Source organism: Streptomyces yerevanensis, assembly GCF_000716805.1.
GTDB lineage: Bacteria > Actinomycetota > Actinomycetes > Streptomycetales > Streptomycetaceae > Streptomyces > Streptomyces flaveus.
The window spans coordinates 1-16,446 of the sequence record NZ_JNWJ01000010.1; the positions used below are offsets into that span (position 1 = coordinate 1).

Genomic DNA, 16,446 nt, shown 5'->3' on the forward strand with positions numbered 1-16,446 from the left:
CACCACCCCCGTAAGCGCCCCCGCCCAACCGCCGGAGGCACCCCCACCGGAGTGGGAAACATGATCGATTCCCCCGGTTAACGACGATGGTCTTGCCCAGCGCAGCGGCTCCGCTTACTTTCGGGGCTCTACGACCAGCGTCTACGGGCGTAGAGTCGTAGAGGCTGACGTCCCGGTCGAAGGAGCAAGCTCATGGCCAACGTCGTACGTGCCGCTCTGGTCCAGGCCACCTGGACCGGCGACACCGCAACCATGGTCGCCAAGCACGAGGAACACGCCCGTGAAGCGGCCCGCCAGGGCGCGAAGGTCATCGGGTTCCAGGAAGTCTTCAACGCCCCGTACTTCTGCCAGGTCCAGGAGCCGGAACACTACAAGTGGGCCGAGCCCGTACCGGACGGCCCGACCGTGACGCGTATGCAGGAGCTCGCGCGCGAAACCGGCATGGTCATCGTCGTCCCGGTCTTCGAGGTCGAGCAGTCCGGCTTCTACTTCAACACCGCCGCCGTGATCGACGCCGACGGCACCTACCTCGGCAAGTACCGCAAGCACCACATCCCCCAGGTCAAGGGCTTCTGGGAGAAGTACTACTTCAAACCGGGCAACCTGGGCTGGCCCGTCTTCGACACGGCCGTCGGCAAGGTAGGCGTCTACATCTGCTACGACCGCCACTTCCCGGAGGGCTGGCGCCAACTCGGCCTCAACGGCGCCCAGTTGGTCTACAACCCCTCCGCCACCTCCCGCGGCCTCTCCGGCTACCTCTGGCAGTTGGAGCAGCCCGCCGCCGCCGTCGCCAACGAGTACTTCATCGCCGCGATCAACCGCGTCGGCCAGGAGGAGTACGGCGACAACGACTTCTACGGGACGAGTTACTTCGTCGACCCCCGCGGGCAGTTCGTCGGCGAGACCGCGAGCGACAAGAGTGAGGAACTCGTCGTGCGTGATCTCGACTTCGACCTGATCGAAGAAGTGCGGCAGCAGTGGGCCTTCTACCGGGACCGCCGCCCCGACGCGTACGAAGGACTGGTGCAGCCATGAGTGACCTGTACGCCCGCCACAAAGCCGTCCTCCCCGACTGGCTCGCCCTCTACTACACAGACCCTCTCGAGATCACCCACGGCGAGGGCCGCCATGTCTGGGACGCCGACGGGAAGAAGTACCTGGACTTCTTCGGCGGCATCCTCACCACCATGACCGCGCACGCGCTCCCTGAGGTGACGAAGGCCGTCAGCGAGCAGGCCGGCCGGATCATCCACACCTCGACCCTCTACCTCGACCGGCCGATGGTCGAACTCGCCGAGCGCATCGCCCAGTTGTCCGGCATCCCGGACGCCCGCGTCTTCTTCACGACGTCCGGAACCGAGGCCAACGACACCGCGCTCCTGTTGGCGACCACGTACCGGCAGAGCAACCAGATCCTGGCGATGCGCAACAGCTACCACGGCCGCTCGTTCAGCGCGGTCGGCATCACCGGCAACAAGGGCTGGTCGCCGACCAGCCTCTCGCCGCTCCAGACGCTGTACGTCCATGGCGGCGTCCGCACCCGCGGCCCGTACGCCGAGCTCAGCGACGCCGAGTTCATCGCGGCCTGCGTCGCCGACCTGAAGGACCTGCTCGGCCATGTCCGCGCGCCCGCGGCCCTGATCGCCGAACCCATCCAGGGCGTCGGCGGCTTCACCGCACCGCCGGACGGACTGTACGCGGCCTTCCGCGAGGTGCTCCAGGAGCGCGGCATCCTGTGGATCGCCGACGAGGTGCAGACCGGCTGGGGCAGGACCGGCGACCACTTCTGGGGCTGGCAGGCCCACGGCCAGAACGGCCCGCCCGACATGCTGACCTTCGCCAAGGGCATCGGCAACGGTATGTCGATCGGCGGTGTCGTCGCCCGTGCCGAGGTCATGAACTGCCTCGACTCCAACTCCATTTCGACCTTCGGCGGCTCACCGGTCACGATGGCCGCCGGGAACGCCAACCTCACGTACCTCCTCGAACACGACCTCCAGGGCAACGCCCGCCGCGTCGGCGGAATGCTCATCGAGCGGCTGCGGGCCATCTCCGCGCAGCTTCCGGGCGTACGCGAGATCCGTGGCCGGGGGCTCATGATCGGCATCGAGCTGGTGAAGCCCGGCACCGACGAGGCCGACCCGGACGCGGCCGCCGCCGTGCTCGAAGCGGCCCGCGAGGAAGGCCTGTTGATCGGCAAGGGCGGCGGTCACAACACCAGCGTGCTGCGCATCGCCCCACCGCTCTCGCTCACCGTCGCGGAGGCCGAAGAGGGCGCCACGATCCTCGAGCGGGCGCTGAGACTCGTCCCGTAGCAAGCAGCAGAGCAGGGGCGAGTGAGCCGAAGGGGCGCGACTGTGTCGAGAGGCCATGGGGGTCCCCCGCTCGAGCGAAGCCGAGAGTGGGGGAGCGCGGAGGCCCGAAGGGTCGAGCACGATCGGGCTCTCGACACAGGCTTTAGCGCCCCGGAGGCGAACCGAGCCTTCAAGAAAGAGGTGCACGCCATGCCCACCGCCCCGGAACCCGCCCTCTCGGTCCGCCAGGTCCTCGGCCTGGAGCGGGTGCTTGCCGGAGAGCCCGAGGTGGTGGCCGGTGCCGGCCAGCTCGACCGGCCCGTGCGCTGGGTGCATGTCGCCGAGGCCGCCGATGTCGGCGTGATGCTCAGCGGCGGGGAGATGGTCCTCACCACCGGTGTGCTGCTCGCCGGTGACGTGGAAGCGCAGGCCGAGTACATCCGCTCGCTGCACCGCGCGGAGGCCGCCGCCGTCGTGCTGGGCCTGGGGCGCGCCTTTCCCGCAACGCCCGATGTGATGCGCCGGGCCGCCGAGCGGTGCGGGCTGCCGATGGTGGTGCTCCATCGGCCGTTCCCCTTCGCCGAGTTGACGGAAGAGGTCCAATCCCGGCTCGTACAAAGGAAGTTCGCGGCCGTCAGTCTCTCGGAGGCCGTACGGACCGCGCTGACCGGGCTCATCACCGCGGGCGCCCCGCTGCAACGGCTGCTCGACGAGGTCGCGGGACACAGCGCCTGCCCCGTCGTCGTCACCAACCTCGCGCACCGGGTGCTCGCGACGGCGGGGGAGCGGTCCGCGGTGGACGACGTGCTGCGCGACTGGGAGCGCATCGCGCGGCAGGCGGGCGGCAGTGAGGGCGACGGCTGGGTCCGTGCCGAGCTGGGCGGGCGCGGGGAGCGCTGGGGGCGCATCGTACTGTGCGGCTATCGCGGGGACGGCGCCACCGGGCGGCTGCTCGCCGACCGCGCCGCCGAAGCCCTCGTACTGCATCGCATGCTCGGCGGGCCCGCGCCCTCCTGGGAGGAGCAGTCCGCGCAGGGCCTGCTGACCGACCTCGTCTCCGGTGTCGTACCGGCCCGGCAGCTGTTGCCGCGGGCGCGGGCGGCCGGGCTGCCCGTCAACCGGCGGACGTTCGTGCCGCTGGTGGTACGGGACGGTGAGCCCGCCCAACTCGACCGTGTGCTAAGGCTGTTGGGGATGCCCGGCCTGGTCGCCGAGCTGGCCGACGGAGTCACCGCCGTGCTGCTGAGCCTGGCCCGGGACCAGGACGCGGAGGCGCTGGCGACGCACTTCGCGACCCGGTGGCGTACGGAGTCGGGGGCGCACAAGACGGTCGTCGCCGCCGCGGATCCGCGGACCGTGTGGGACGACGTGCCCGCCGGTCTTCGCGAGGCCCAGCATGTGGCCGACGCGGTCGCGACGACGCCCACCGAGCTGGACCTTCCGGTGGTGGTGCGGCTGCGGGACGTACATCTGCGGGGGCTGATCCGGCTGCTGCGGGACGATCCGCACGTGCAGTCGTTCGCGGAGCGGGAGCTGGACGGGCTGCTGTGCGGGGACGGCGCTGCCGAGCAGGAGCTGCTGCCCGTGCTGCGGACGTATCTCGCGACCGGCCGCAACAAGTCGCGTACCGCCCAGCTCCATCATGTCTCCCGGCCCGCCCTGTACCGCCGGCTGGAGGCCATAGAGGCGCGGCTCGGGGTCGATCTCGACGACTTCGAGCAGGCCGCGTCCGTGCACATCGCGCTCCTCGCGCACGACGCGCAACAGGGGTGAAACATGGAACGACATGGGAAAACGGTGGTGAAACATGGGCCGACGGCGGAGTGACACCGTGGAACGCCATGCCCCCGTAGACGTGACACCGTGCATCTCAAAGACCTCTTTCGGACTTCCTAGGCTCGCCGCACACCGAGTGACCGGAGGTCCCGATGAGCAGAGTGGTCCGCGCCGCCGTCTTCCAGACCGCCTGGACAGGCGACAAGGAATCGATGATCCAGGTCCACGAGCAGGCGGCCCGCGATGCCGCCGCGCAGGGCGCCCAAGTCCTGTGTTTCCAGGAGCTGTTCTACGGGCCGTACTTCTGCCAGGTCCAGGACAAGGCGTTCTACGAGTACGCCGAGCAGATCCCCGAGGGACCGATCGTGCGCCGCTTCCAGGCGCTCGCCAAGGAGCTGGGCATCGTCCTGGTTCTGCCGATGTACGAGGAGGAGCAGCCCGGCGTCCTCTACAACACCGCGGCGGTGATCGACGCCGACGGCTCGTACCTCGGCAAGTACCGCAAGACGCACATTCCGCAGGTCGAGGGCTTCTGGGAGAAGTTCTACTTCCGGCCCGGCAACAGCGGCTGGCCGGTCTTCGACACGGCCGTGGGCAAGATCGGCGTCTACATCTGCTACGACCGGCACTTCCCGGAGGGCTGGCGCGCGCTCGGTCTCGCCGGGGCCGAGATCGTCTTCAATCCGTCGGCCACCTCGCGCGGTCTGTCCGGCTACCTCTGGCAACTGGAGCAGCCGGCCTCCGCCGTCGCCAACGAGTACTTCGTGGGCGCCATCAATCGTGTGGGCGTGGAGGAGCTGGGCTCCAACGACTTCTACGGGACCTCGTACTTCGTGGACCCGGAGGCGCAGTTCGTCGGCGAGGTGGCGAGCGACAAGGAGACCGAACTCGTCGTACGCGACCTCGACATGGCCAAGCTCCGCGAGGTCCGCGACCGCTGGCAGTTCTACCGCGACCGGGCCCCCGGGGCGTACGAGCCGCTGACCGCACCCTGACCGCAGTCCCGGCGTCCGTCGATCCGGCGGACGCCGGGCGCATCCGTACCTCATCCGCACCCACCACGGCAGGACCAGGAGAGGGAACATGAGCAGCCGTACCGTCATCCGCGGTGGCCTCGTCATCACCGCGTCCGACGAGATCCACGCCGACGTCCTCATCGAGGACGGCCGCATCGCCGCCCTCGCCGCGAGCGGCACCCCCGCCGCCGAGGCCTGGACGGCCGAGCGGACCATCGACGCCACCGGAAAGTACGTGATTCCGGGCGGCGTCGACACCCATACGCACATGGAGCTGCCGTTCGGCGGCACCTTCGCCTCCGACACCTTCGAGACCGGCACCCGGGCCGCGGCCTGGGGCGGCACCACGACGATCGTCGACTTCGCCGTGCAGAGCGTGGGCCACTCGCTGCGCGAGGGCCTCGACACCTGGAACGCCAAGGCCGACGGCAAATGCGCCATCGACTACGGCTTCCACATGATCGTCTCCGACGTCAACAGCGAGACGCTCAAGGAGATGGACCTGCTCGTGGAGGAGGGCGTCACCTCCTTCAAGCAGTTCATGGCCTATCCCGGCGTCTTCTACAGCGACGACGGCCAGATCCTGCGCGCCATGCAGCGCTCCGCCGAGAACGGCGGGCTGATCATGATGCACGCCGAGAACGGCATCGCGATCGATGTCCTGGTTGAGCAGGCGCTGGCTCGTGGGGAGACCGACCCCAGGTATCACGGCGAGGTGCGGAAGGCGCTCCTCGAGGCCGAGGCCACCCACCGCGCCATCAAGCTCGCACAGGTCGCGGGCGCCCCGCTGTACGTCGTGCACGTCTCGGCGATGGAGGCAGTCGCCGAGCTGGCACGGGCGCGCGACGAGGGCCTGAACGTCTTCGGCGAGACCTGCCCGCAGTATCTGTTCCTGTCCACGGACAACCTCGCGGAGCCCGACTTCGAGGGGTCCAAGTACGTGTGCTCCACGCCGCTGCGGCCCAAGGAACACCAGAAGTACCTGTGGCGGGGCCTGAGGACGAACGACCTCCAGGTCGTCTCCACCGACCACTGCCCCTTCTGCTTCGTCGGCCAGAAAGAACTCGGCCGCGGCGACTTCTCCAAGATCCCCAACGGACTGCCGGGCGTCGAGAACCGAATGGACCTCCTCCACCAGGCAGTCGTCGACGGGCACATCACCCGCCGCCGCTGGATCGAGATCGCCTGCGCCACTCCGGCCCGGATGTTCGGCCTGTACCCGAAGAAGGGCACGATCGCGCCGGGCGCCGACGCCGACGTCGTCATCTACGACCCGCAGGCCGAGCAGGTCATGTCCGCCGAGACGCACCACATGAACGTCGACTACTCGGCGTACGAGGGCAAGAGCGTCACCGGCCGCGTCGAGACGGTCCTTTCGCGGGGCGAACTCGTCATCACCGAGCGGGAGTTCACGGGACGCGCCGGGCGCGGCGTCTACACCCCCCGCTCCACCTGTCAGTACTTGAACTAGGAGTGGCGCCAATGGACTTCGGACTCGTCCTGCAGACGGACCCCCCTGCCTCCCGCGTCATCAGCCTGATGAAGCGGGCCGAGCGCAACGGCTTCACGTACGGCTGGACCTTCGACTCCGCCGTGCTGTGGCAGGAGCCGTTCGTGATCTACAGCCAGATCCTGTCGAACACGTCGAAGCTGAAGGTCGGCCCGATGGTCACCAACCCGGGGACCCGCACCTGGGAGGTCACCGCCTCGACCTTCGCCACGCTCAACGACATGTTCGGCAACCGCACGATCTGCGGTATCGGCCGCGGTGACTCCGCGATGCGGGTCGCAGGTCGCAAGCCCAACACCCTGGCCCGTATCAGCGAGGCCATGAAGGTGATCCGGGCGCTGGGCAGCGGCGAGGAGGCAGATCTCGGCGGCGGCACCGTCATCAGGTTCCCGTGGATCAAGCCCGGCGCCGAACTCCCGGTCTGGATGGCCGCGTATGGCCCGAAGGCGCTGAAGATGACCGGCGAGGAGGCCGACGGCTTCATCCTCCAGCTCGCCGATCTGTATCTGACCGAGTACATGGTGAAGGCGGTCAAGGACGCGGCGGTCGCGGCCGGTCGTGACCCTGGGGATGTCAAGATCTGTGTGGCTGCCCCGGCGTATGTCACCGAGGACGACTCGCCCGAGGCGCTCGCCCACGCGCGGGAGCAGTGCCGCTGGTTCGGCGGGATGGTCGGCAACCATGTCGCCGATCTCGTCTCCAAGTACGGCGATCACTCCGACGTGGTTCCGGAGGCGCTCACGGACTACATCAAGGCCCGCGAGGGCTACGACTACTCGCACCACGGGCGCAGCGGCAACCCCGACACCCAGTTCGTGCCCGATGAGATCGTCGACCGGTTCTGTCTGATCGGCACGGCCGAGCAGCACATCGAGAAGCTGAACGCGCTGCGTGAGCTGGGCGTCGACCAGTTCGCCGTCTACGACATGCACGACGCGCAGGAGGCCGTGATCGACACGTACGGCCAGAAGGTCATCCCCGCGCTGAACTCCTGATCCGAATCCGAACCGCTCCTCCCCGCCCCCCACCTTGTTCTCCCCTCCCTCGTCCCGGGGAGGGGATCAAGGCCCCGCACGGCCTTTCCCGTCCCACCTCTTGATTGGCCTGCCCATGACCGAAACCGTCCCCACGGGTCCGCCGACAACCCAGACCACCGACAACGCCGGCCGGATCGAACTCGCCCCCGGCGCCTTCCCCACCGACAGTCCCTTCGCCAACGAGGACCTGCGCCCCGTTCCGGTCTCCGAGCGCAAGTGGACGACGTACAACTTCGCGGCCCTGTGGATCTCCATGGCCCACTGCATCCCCAGCTGGACCCTGGCCTCCGGCCTGGTCGCCCTCGGCATGGACTGGAAACAGGCAGTCTTCACCATCGCCCTGGCCAACGTGATCGTGCTGCTGCCGATGCTGGCCACCGGCCATGCCGGACCCAAGTACGGGATTCCGTTCCCGGTGCTTGCCCGCGCCTCCTTCGGGCTGCGTGGCGCCAACATCCCGGCGCTGATACGCGCGGCCGTGGCCTGTGGCTGGTTCGGCATCCAGACCTGGATCGGCGGCAGCGGCATCTTCGCGCTGGGCTCCAAGCTCACCGGCGGTGAGTGGGAGAAGGCCGGGCAGATCGCGGGCAACCCGTGGCCGCTGTGGCTCTGCTTCCTTCTCTTCTGGGCGGTGCAGATCGCGATCATCTACCGCGGTATGGACTTCCTGCGGCACTTCGAGAACTGGGCCGCGCCCTTCGTGATCGTCGGCGCCTTCGTGCTGCTGATCTGGATCGCGGTCAAGGCGGACGGCTTCGGCCAGCTGCTGTCGCAGCCCTCGCAGCTCGGCTGGGGCCCGGACTTCTGGCCGGTCTTCTTCCCGTCCCTGATGGGCATGATCGGCTTCTGGGCCACCCTGTCCCTCAACATCCCCGACTTCACACGCTTCGGCGCCAGCCAGAAGGCACAGACCTGGGGCCAGTCGCTTGGCCTGCCCACGACGATGACGCTGTTCGCGATCCTCGCCGTGCTGGTCACCGCCGGCTCCGAGGTCGTCTACGGCGAGGCGATCTGGGACCCGGTCGCCCTCGCCGCCAGGGCGGACAACGCCTTCGGCCTGCTCTTCGCCCTGATCACCGTGATCGTCGCGACGATCTCCGTGAACATCGCGGCGAACGTGGTCTCCCCGGCGTACGACCTGGCCAACCTGGCCCCGAAGTTCATCAACTTCCGTACGGGCGCGCTGATCACGGGTGTCATCGGCATCCTGATCTTCCCGTGGAAGCTGATCTCCACGCCCGAGTTCTACATCTTCACCTGGCTCGGAGTGGTCGGCGGTCTGCTCGGCACGGTCGCGGGCATCCTGATCGCCGACTACTGGATCGTCCGCCGTACGGTCCTGCATCTCGCGGACCTGTACACGCCCGGCGGGCGCTACTGGTACACGTCCGGCTGGAACCTGAAGGCCGTGGTGGCCTTCGTGGTCGGCGGCGTGCTCGCGGTCGGCGGCTCGTACTCGACGGTGAACGCCGAGGGCGCGAAGAACGGACCGTTCCCGGTCGACGGACTGATCCCGTTCCTGAAGCCGCTCGCCGACTACGGCTGGGCGGTGGGCCTGGCCACTTCGCTGGTGCTGTACGTGGTGCTGATGGGTGGCAGGGAGCGCGAACCCCAGCCTCAGGACGCCGTCTGACGGTGGTGCGGGCGCGTTGGAGAACGGCTCTACTGGGCCTTCTCCAGCGCGGCCACCGCCTCCTTGGCGGCCTTGATGGCGCCCTTGTTGATCTCGTCCGTGCTGGGCGCCTTCTTCGTCTCGAAGTCACTGCCGTTGTACGTGATGACCACCAGCGCGTTGGAAGCGCGGGCGATCACCATGCCTTCGCGCGTCTGCTGCTTGTCCTCGGTGGTGAGGTTCACGACGGAGTACGCCTCGTCGCCGAGCCCGGGGACCGCTCCTCCGCCGCTCTGCTTCGTGATGCGTTCCTTGTAGGCGGTGGCGGCGGTTTGGTCGGTCTTCTTGATCTCGTACGAGACGTCGAGCCAGCGGTAGTCGAACCCCTTGAGCGCGTTCCAGGAGCAGGTGCGGCGCACCGACTCGTCGCTCGACGGGATCTCCTTGCCGGCTGCCTTGGCGCCCGGCACCAGCGAGGTCACCGTCTTCTTCCCGAGCCCTTCGCAGGGCTTCGGCGAGACGCGGTACGTCTGGCTCGCCGAAGCCGTGGACGGCGCGGTCGGCGACGTGCTGGGTCTGTCCGAGGCTGTCTTGTTGTCCGCCTCTCCGGCCGGGGACGCGGCGAACGGCCCGGACGCCAGCGCCCAGCCGGCCGAGGCGAGCACGGCGACCGGCAGCAGACGCGCGGTGAGGGCGAGCGGCAGAGGAAGAGAACGCACGGCGCATTTCTCGTGGGGATGGGTGCGGAGGGGGCCACACGGTGGACGGGACGCCAGTGTCACATGCCTCTCTGTGAGACGAAAGTGTGAACTCGCTCCGTGCTCGTGTGGTCACAGGGGCTCGCTGTTGACGCCCTGGATCACCGGTTGGAGTGATCGGCGCGCTGAATCGCCGGGAACCCGTGACGGATTGCGGTAGACCGACGACGGTGATCATGCTGCAGGCACGATGTCCGACGGAGGATCGATGAGCGCTCAACCGCATACATATGCTGTGGCTGACCCCGAAACAGCACTCAAATACGCGATCCAGCACGTCCAGGGAGACCGGGTGCAGATCGTCGAGGGGGTCATCCAGCAAGTCATGCCGTCTTGGGATCATGAGGGCATCGCGGATCGGATCCGTCGGCAACTTGTACCAGCGCTGGACAGGCTGGACTGCCACGCCGGCTCCGGCAACCTGGACCTGCCGGGAACCAGCAACTGGTACGTGCCGGACCTCGCCGTCGTGCCGCGTGACATCGTCAAGGGCGCAGGCGCACTCCTGCCCGACCAGACACTGCTGATCGTCGAGATCGCCTCGGAGTCCAACGCCGACACGGACCGCATCGTCAAGCGGAAGCGGTACGCGGAGTACGGCGCTCCGCTCTATTTGCTCGTCGACCGTCAGGAGCGGTGTCCTGGACACTGCACGCCGTCCCGGGGCGCCTTGGTTACACCCAGGTGACGGACCCCATGCCGTTCGGAAGGCCGGTGCCCTTGCCCGAACCGTTCGGCCTGGAACTCGACACCTCGGAGTTCTGACACGGTTGGTGCGGCCATGGCGCGTGCCTCTGCGCAGGACGCCTCCGAAGGGCCGCTACCGGCGGGGTCCTGTGAGCAGTGGCCGCGCCTTCATCCCGGTCACGAAACCTCCCGGGTGGCACGAGGCGGGAGGGCGCTCTTCCAGGCCGTGTGCAGGGGCAGCGCCCGCTCGATGCGGTCCACGGCGGCGAACGCGCCGTATGCGATCAGATGGACCAGACAGTGGTCCGTGTACGGGGGCTTCTTCCAGGCCGCCACGTCCTCGTCGGCGATGCGGTACGGAGCGAGGGCGGCCAGCAGCGCCAGACGTGCGCCGGGCCTGCCCTCGCGGTCCGGCAGGTCCTTCCAGTCGAGCGGAGGATGCGTGCCGTCCCACGCCTCGACGGTCTCTCGTACGAGCGTCCGGTCGGCCTCGGTGAGGAGGCCGGCGCCCGCGGTGGCGGCCCTCCTGAGCGCCGTGAACGCCGGGCCGACCGTCGTCCCGGCCGCCCAGGAGGGGCCGGGGCCCGTTTCGTCCTCGTCGAGGAGCGCGAGGCTCGCACCCGGGACGATGCGTCGGCGCACGGTCTTGGCCAGCGAACGGCCTCCCAGGCTGCGTACCACCCTGAAGCGCTGGGCGTTGCCGGGGAGCAGGTTCTCGGTCACCAGGGACGAGACGATCCGGTTGATGAAGTGGAAGGAGAGGGCGGTGCCCACGTACCCGGGGGTGTGTTCGGCCGGGAAGGGGAGTGTCGAGACGTCCGGGCTGCCAGGGGTGCGGGTCGCCTCGCCCCAGGCGAGCACGCGTGCGTGCTGCTCGTTTTCCGGCGGTTTCCCGTGTGCCAGGCGTTCGGCGAGGGCGTGGTCGCCGGTGGCGTGCAGCAGCATGGTGTGCGCGTCCACGCAGAACGGGCACTTGTTGGCGCGTGACACTCCTACGGCGGCCAACTCCTTGCCGGTGCGGCTGCCTTTGCCGGCGATCAGGGACTCACGCATCAAGGCCCAGGTGGGGGCGAGGAGTTCGGGGGCCGAGGAGAGGGCGACGAAGGGGGAGGCGTCCTCGATGCCGAAATCCGTGGCGAGCTGCTCGTAGACGGCGGCGGTGCGGCCGGTGGCGGCCTTGGGCGGGATGGGCTCGGTGTACCTGAAGGATGAAGTCATGAGGAGAACCCTGGTTCCGGCGGGTGCTTTCGGGCGTCGTACGGGCGAAGGCAGTTGAGGCTGCGCCGACGAGGTCGGCCGGTCGGTGGACTACTGCGCCGGGAGTAGTCGCGGGGTTGTCCACAGGGCTGACGCCGTTGTCGGCGCGGCGGTTTACTGTGCGGACATGGACGGGGACCAGGTGTTACGCGGGCGCGTCGTCGACGCGACGCTCGCCGTCGTGATCGGCGCGATCGTCGTGGCCGCGGCGGTCTTCGACGGGGACACGACGCCGTTCGACTACGCGTTGATCGTGGCCGGTTCGCTGGCGCTGGCGGCGTATCGGCGGGCGCCGCGCGTGGTGCTCGCCGTGACCACGATTGCCCTGACCGTCCATGTGCTGCACGCCCATCCCGGACCGGTGTCCGCTCTGCCGGTGGTGGCCGCTGTCCACACGGCGGCTCAGGCGGGGCACCGAGGCGTGGGCGCGATAGCGAGCGCCGTGTTCCTCGGGGGGTATTTCGCGACAGACCCCACGTCCCAGGACGCCGTCGAGCGGACCGCGCTGCTGGCGGGCTGGTTCCTGTGCGCCGTCGTCACCGGCCTCGCGGGGAGCAACTGGCAGGCGTATCTGCGCCAGACCGAACAACGCGCGCTGGAGGCCGAACGTACCCGCGAGGAGGCCGCCCTGCGCCGGGCCGGCGAGGAACGCCTGCGTATAGCCCGCGAGTTGCACGACTCCCTCACGCACAGCATCTCGATCGTCAAGCTCCAGGCGGGCGTCGCCGTCCACCTCGCCCGCAAGCGCGGCGAGGAGGTGCCGCCCGCGCTGCTCGCCATCCAGGAGGCCGGCGGCGAGGCGATGCGCGAACTGCGCGCCACGCTGGAGGTGTTGCGCACCGACGAGCCCACCGGTACGCCCGCCCTGCTCGTGGAGCGCGCCCGGGCGGCGGGTCTCGCCGTCGACCTGACCGTGAGCGGCCGCGAGCGCCCGCTGGCGGCGACCGTGGACCGCGCCGCGTACCGCATCGTTCAGGAGGCCCTCACCAACGCCGCCCGCCACGCGGGACCCGCCAAGGTCATCGTCCAACTGGATTACAGGGAAGGTGAGTTGGAGATACGGATCGACGACGACGGCACCGCTGACCCGGCCCGGCCGCCCACCGAGGGCATCGGCCTCACCGGCATGCGTGAACGTGTCACGGCGCTCGGCGGCACGCTGGATGCCGGTCCGCGCGCAGAGGGCGGCTTCTCGGTGCGGGCCCAACTGCCGCTGGACGCCTCGTGATCCGCGTCGCGCTCATCGATGACCAGGCGCTGATGCGGGCCGGTTTCCGGGCGCTCCTGGACGCCGAGGACGGCATCGAGGTGGTGGGAGAGGCCGCCGACGGGAAACAGGGGGTGGAACTGGTGCGCGCCCACGTTCCCGATATCGCCCTGGTCGACGTCCAGATGCCGGTGATGTCGGGCATCGAGGCCACCCGCCGCATCGCCGCCGATCCCGAACTGTCCGCCGTACGCGTCGTCATCCTCACCAACTACGGTCTGGACGAGTACGTCTTCGAGGCGCTGCGCGCCGGGGCCAGCGGGTTCCTGCTCAAGGACACCGAGCCCGCCGATCTGCTCCAGGCCATCGAGGTGGTGGCGCGCGGCGAGGCACTGCTGTCGCCGTCGGTCACGCGCACGCTGATCGGCGAGTTCGTGTCCCGGCCACCGGACCGGGCCACCGCTCCCGGCCTGGAGTGCCTCACCCGCCGCGAACGCGAGGTCACCGCGCTCGCCGCGCGCGGGCTCACCAACGAGGAGATCGCCGCCCATATGGTCATCAGCCCCTTCACGGCCAAGACGCACATCAGCCGCGCGATGACGAAGCTGGGCGCCCGCGACCGGGCCCAACTCGTCGTCTTCGCCTACGAGTCGGGCCTGGTGGCGGCACGCGGTCACGTGGAGTGAAACCTCCGCCGAGGGTGCGTGCGATGATCGGCGCGTGATCGCGATACGCCGTCGAGTGACCCGAAGCCTCGTCACCACAGCCGTGCTGGCGCTGGCCGTCGGCGGCTGTGGGCTCGGGGCCGAGCTGGACCGGGAGCGCAACCCCGAGCAGACGCAGCCCGAGCAGAAGCCGCCCTCGACACCGCCTGCCGTGTCGGCCGCCCCGGTGCCCGAGCCCTCCGCGTCCGTGCCCACCCAGGAAGCGGGTGGCTGCCCGTCGTCCGGTGTCCGCCTCGACACGGGTCCGGTCAACGGCGCCATGGGGTTGCGCGCCATGACCCTCACGCTGACCAACTGCGGCAAGCGGCCCTACGAGTTGAACGGCTACCCGTCCATCACCGTTCTTGACGAGGCGGGCGACCCGTTCCCGGAAGTGCGGACCGTCGAGGGGACGGACCAGGTGCCCGTGGCACCGGAGGCGCCCGGTCCCGAGCCGATGACCCTCGCTCCGGGCGAGACCGCACAGGCGGGACTGGTCTGGCGGATGCATGCCGAGGACGGTGTGTATCTCCGGGTCACCCCGCAGAAGGGGCGCGACACCGTGACCGTGCGCTCCCGGGAGACCCTCGACATCGGCCCCGACAACATCTTGGGGACGTCGCCCTGGAAGCCGTTGCAGTAGCGGGTATCCGGGGGCGCAGACGGGTACGTACGATCTTCGGATGCCTGCCCGACTGTGAGGAGTCGCCCGTGTTCACCACCCGGCCCACCCTCCAGGGCACCTTCGGCATGGTGTCCTCCACGCACTGGCTCGCCTCGCAGTCGGCGATGGCCGTGCTGGAGGACGGCGGCAACGCGTACGACGCCGCCGTCGCCGCGGGCTTCGTACTGCATGTCGTCGAGCCCCATCTGAACGGGCCGGCGGGTGAGGTGCCGATCATCCTGGCCCCGGCGGGCGGCGAGGTCCGGGTGCTGTGCGGGCAGGGCGTGGCGCCGGCCGGGGCGGAAATCTCCCACTACAGGGGACTCGGTTTGGATCTCGTACCCGGTACGGGACCGCTCGCCGCCGCCGTTCCCGGTGCCTTCGACGCGTGGATGCTGCTTCTGCGGGACCACGGCACGAAGCCCCTCGCCGACGTCCTGAAGTACGCCATCGGGTACGCGGAGGACGGGCACGCGCCCGTGGAGCGCGTCGGCGAGACCGTCGAGACCGTACGGGAGCTCTTCGAGACCGAGTGGACCTCGTCGGCCGAGGTGTATCTGCCGGGTGGCCGGGCACCACGGCCGGGCGAGCTGTTCCGGAATCCGGCGCTGGCCGCGACCTGGAGGCGGCTGATCACGGAGGCGTCCCGGGCGGGCGACGACCGGGTCGCGCAGATCGAGGCCGCACGGCGGATCTGGCGCGAGGGCTTCATCGCCGAGGCCCTGGTACGGCAGGCGGGGCGGCCGACCATGGACACCAGCGGTGAACGCCACGCGGGCACGCTGACGGCAGCCGACCTGGCCTCCTGGTCCGCGTCCTACGAGGCTCCGGTGACGTACGACTGGCGGGGCTGGACCTTGTGCAAGGCGGGCCCCTGGAGCCAAGGGCCGGTCCTCCTCCAGCAGTTGGCCCTGCTGCCGCCCGAACTGCCGCGGTACGGCTCCGCGGAGTACGTCCATCTGCTGATCGAGGGCTGCAAGCTCGCGATGGCCGACCGGGAGGCCTGGTACGGGGACGCGGCCGACGTACCGGTGGGGGAGCTGCTGTCGGAGGAGTACAACGCCGGGCGGCGGGCGCTCGTCGGGGAGAAGGCCTCGTACGAACTGCTGCCCGGGAGCCCTGGGGGACGTACTCCGCGGCTCAGCGGGCACGCGCGCGTGGTGGCCACCGGGGAGGCGGGGTCCGAACCGCTCGCGGCGCCGGGTGCGGGCGAGCCGACCGTGGCCAAGAGTCCGACGTTGCCCGTGCCAGGGGAGCCGGACGTCTCGGCGGACGGCGGTACTCGAGGCGACACCTGCCACCTCGATGTCGTCGACCGCTGGGGCAACATGGTCGCCGCCACGCCCAGCGGCGGCTGGCTGCAGTCCAACCCGGTCGTGCCGGAGCTGGGCTTCCCGCTCGGTACCCGGCTCCAGATGGCCTGGCTGGAGGAGGGGTTGCCCAACTCCCTCACGCCTGGGCGCCGTCCGCGTACGACACTCACGCCCTCGCTCGCGCTGCGGGGCGGGGTACCGGTCATGGCGTTCGGCACACCCGGCGGTGACCAGCAGGACCAGTGGCAACTGCACTTCTTCCTGGCCGTCGCCCTGCGCTCCGAGGTACGCGGCGGACTCGACCTCCAGGGCGCGATCGACGCCCCGAACTGGCACAACGACAGCTTCCCCGGCTCCTTCTACCCACGCGGCATGCGTCCTGGCAGCGTCACTGTCGAGGCTCGCATGGACCCGGCCATCGCCCACGAACTGCGTCGCCGGGGTCACGACGTACAGGTCGGACCGCCCTGGTCCGAGGGGCGGCTGTGCGCGGTCGCGCGGGACCCGGAGAGCGGGGTGCTGTCGGCGGCGGCGAACCCGCGGGGGATGCAGGGGTACGCGGTCGGACGCTGACCCCTGAGGCTCCTGACCTCCGAGGCTGTGGACGACCA

Annotated in this window: 13 protein-coding genes and 1 pseudogene; 12 read left to right on the forward strand and 2 right to left on the reverse strand. The window is 69.6% G+C overall.

From position 1 onward, the window contains the following. The first annotated feature begins 192 nt into the window (after window positions 1-192). From OP79_RS12315 to OP79_RS12345, 7 genes are all read left to right on the forward strand, one after another. Window positions 193-1,035, forward strand: coding sequence for a nitrilase-related carbon-nitrogen hydrolase (locus tag OP79_RS12315; RefSeq protein ID WP_033320165.1), 843 nt, complete (start codon window positions 193-195; stop codon window positions 1,033-1,035). Further along, on the forward strand, window positions 1,032-2,315 hold the full coding sequence (locus OP79_RS12320; RefSeq protein WP_033320166.1) for an aspartate aminotransferase family protein: 1,284 nt from the start codon (window positions 1,032-1,034) through the stop codon (window positions 2,313-2,315). Before OP79_RS12315 ends, OP79_RS12320 begins: the two co-directional genes overlap by 4 nt. 189 nt (window positions 2,316-2,504) lie before the next feature. Continuing rightward, window positions 2,505-4,067 (forward strand): PucR family transcriptional regulator, encoded by a 1,563-nt coding sequence (locus OP79_RS12325; protein WP_033320167.1) that lies wholly within the window; start codon window positions 2,505-2,507, stop codon window positions 4,065-4,067. A gap of 155 nt (window positions 4,068-4,222) precedes the next feature. Then, window positions 4,223-5,065 (forward strand): nitrilase-related carbon-nitrogen hydrolase, encoded by an 843-nt coding sequence (locus OP79_RS12330; RefSeq protein WP_033320168.1) that lies wholly within the window; start codon window positions 4,223-4,225, stop codon window positions 5,063-5,065. Between the two features lie 88 nt (window positions 5,066-5,153). Further along, on the forward strand, window positions 5,154-6,557 hold the full coding sequence (gene hydA, locus OP79_RS12335) for a dihydropyrimidinase (protein WP_033320169.1): 1,404 nt from the start codon (window positions 5,154-5,156) through the stop codon (window positions 6,555-6,557). A gap of 11 nt (window positions 6,558-6,568) precedes the next feature. Next, window positions 6,569-7,591: a TIGR03842 family LLM class F420-dependent oxidoreductase gene (locus tag OP79_RS12340; protein ID WP_033320170.1), complete on the forward strand. Its 1,023-nt coding sequence runs from the start codon at window positions 6,569-6,571 to the stop codon at window positions 7,589-7,591. Between the two features lie 115 nt (window positions 7,592-7,706). Further along, a complete protein-coding gene (locus OP79_RS12345) occupies window positions 7,707-9,266 on the forward strand; it encodes an NCS1 family nucleobase:cation symporter-1 (RefSeq protein ID WP_033320171.1) in 1,560 nt (519 codons plus the stop codon). A 29-nt stretch (window positions 9,267-9,295) separates the two neighbouring features. On the opposite strand, the gene OP79_RS12350 is transcribed toward OP79_RS12345, so the two are convergent. Further along, window positions 9,296-9,964, reverse strand: coding sequence for a hypothetical protein (locus OP79_RS12350; protein WP_033320172.1), 669 nt, complete (start codon window positions 9,962-9,964; stop codon window positions 9,296-9,298). Between the two features lie 247 nt (window positions 9,965-10,211). On the opposite strand from OP79_RS12350, the pseudogene OP79_RS49690 reads away from it, so the two are divergent. Then, window positions 10,212-10,768, forward strand: a pseudogene (locus tag OP79_RS49690) (Uma2 family endonuclease). A 99-nt stretch (window positions 10,769-10,867) separates the two neighbouring features. Here the strand turns inward: OP79_RS49690 and OP79_RS12360 are convergent. Continuing rightward, complete coding sequence (locus OP79_RS12360) at window positions 10,868-11,908, reverse strand: carboxymuconolactone decarboxylase family protein (RefSeq protein WP_033320173.1); 1,041 nt, start codon at window positions 11,906-11,908, stop codon at window positions 10,868-10,870. Window positions 11,909-12,074: 166 nt separating this feature from the next. Here OP79_RS12360 and OP79_RS12365 point away from each other — a divergent pair, with 166 nt between their 5' ends. The 4 genes from OP79_RS12365 to OP79_RS12380 all read left to right on the forward strand — a co-directional run bounded on the left by OP79_RS12365 (window position 12,075) and on the right by OP79_RS12380 (window position 16,408). Next, window positions 12,075-13,175, forward strand: coding sequence for a sensor histidine kinase (locus OP79_RS12365; protein ID WP_033320174.1), 1,101 nt, complete (start codon window positions 12,075-12,077; stop codon window positions 13,173-13,175). Beyond that, window positions 13,172-13,840, forward strand: coding sequence for a response regulator (locus tag OP79_RS12370; protein ID WP_033320175.1), 669 nt, complete (start codon window positions 13,172-13,174; stop codon window positions 13,838-13,840). The genes OP79_RS12365 and OP79_RS12370 overlap by 4 nt, the downstream gene beginning before the upstream one ends. 34 nt (window positions 13,841-13,874) lie before the next feature. Further along, entirely contained in the window at window positions 13,875-14,501 is a 627-nt protein-coding gene (locus OP79_RS12375; protein WP_078491755.1) for a DUF4232 domain-containing protein, read from the forward strand. A gap of 68 nt (window positions 14,502-14,569) precedes the next feature. Then, complete coding sequence (locus OP79_RS12380; RefSeq protein ID WP_033320177.1) at window positions 14,570-16,408, forward strand: gamma-glutamyltransferase family protein; 1,839 nt, start codon at window positions 14,570-14,572, stop codon at window positions 16,406-16,408. Window positions 16,409-16,446 lie beyond the last annotated feature (38 nt).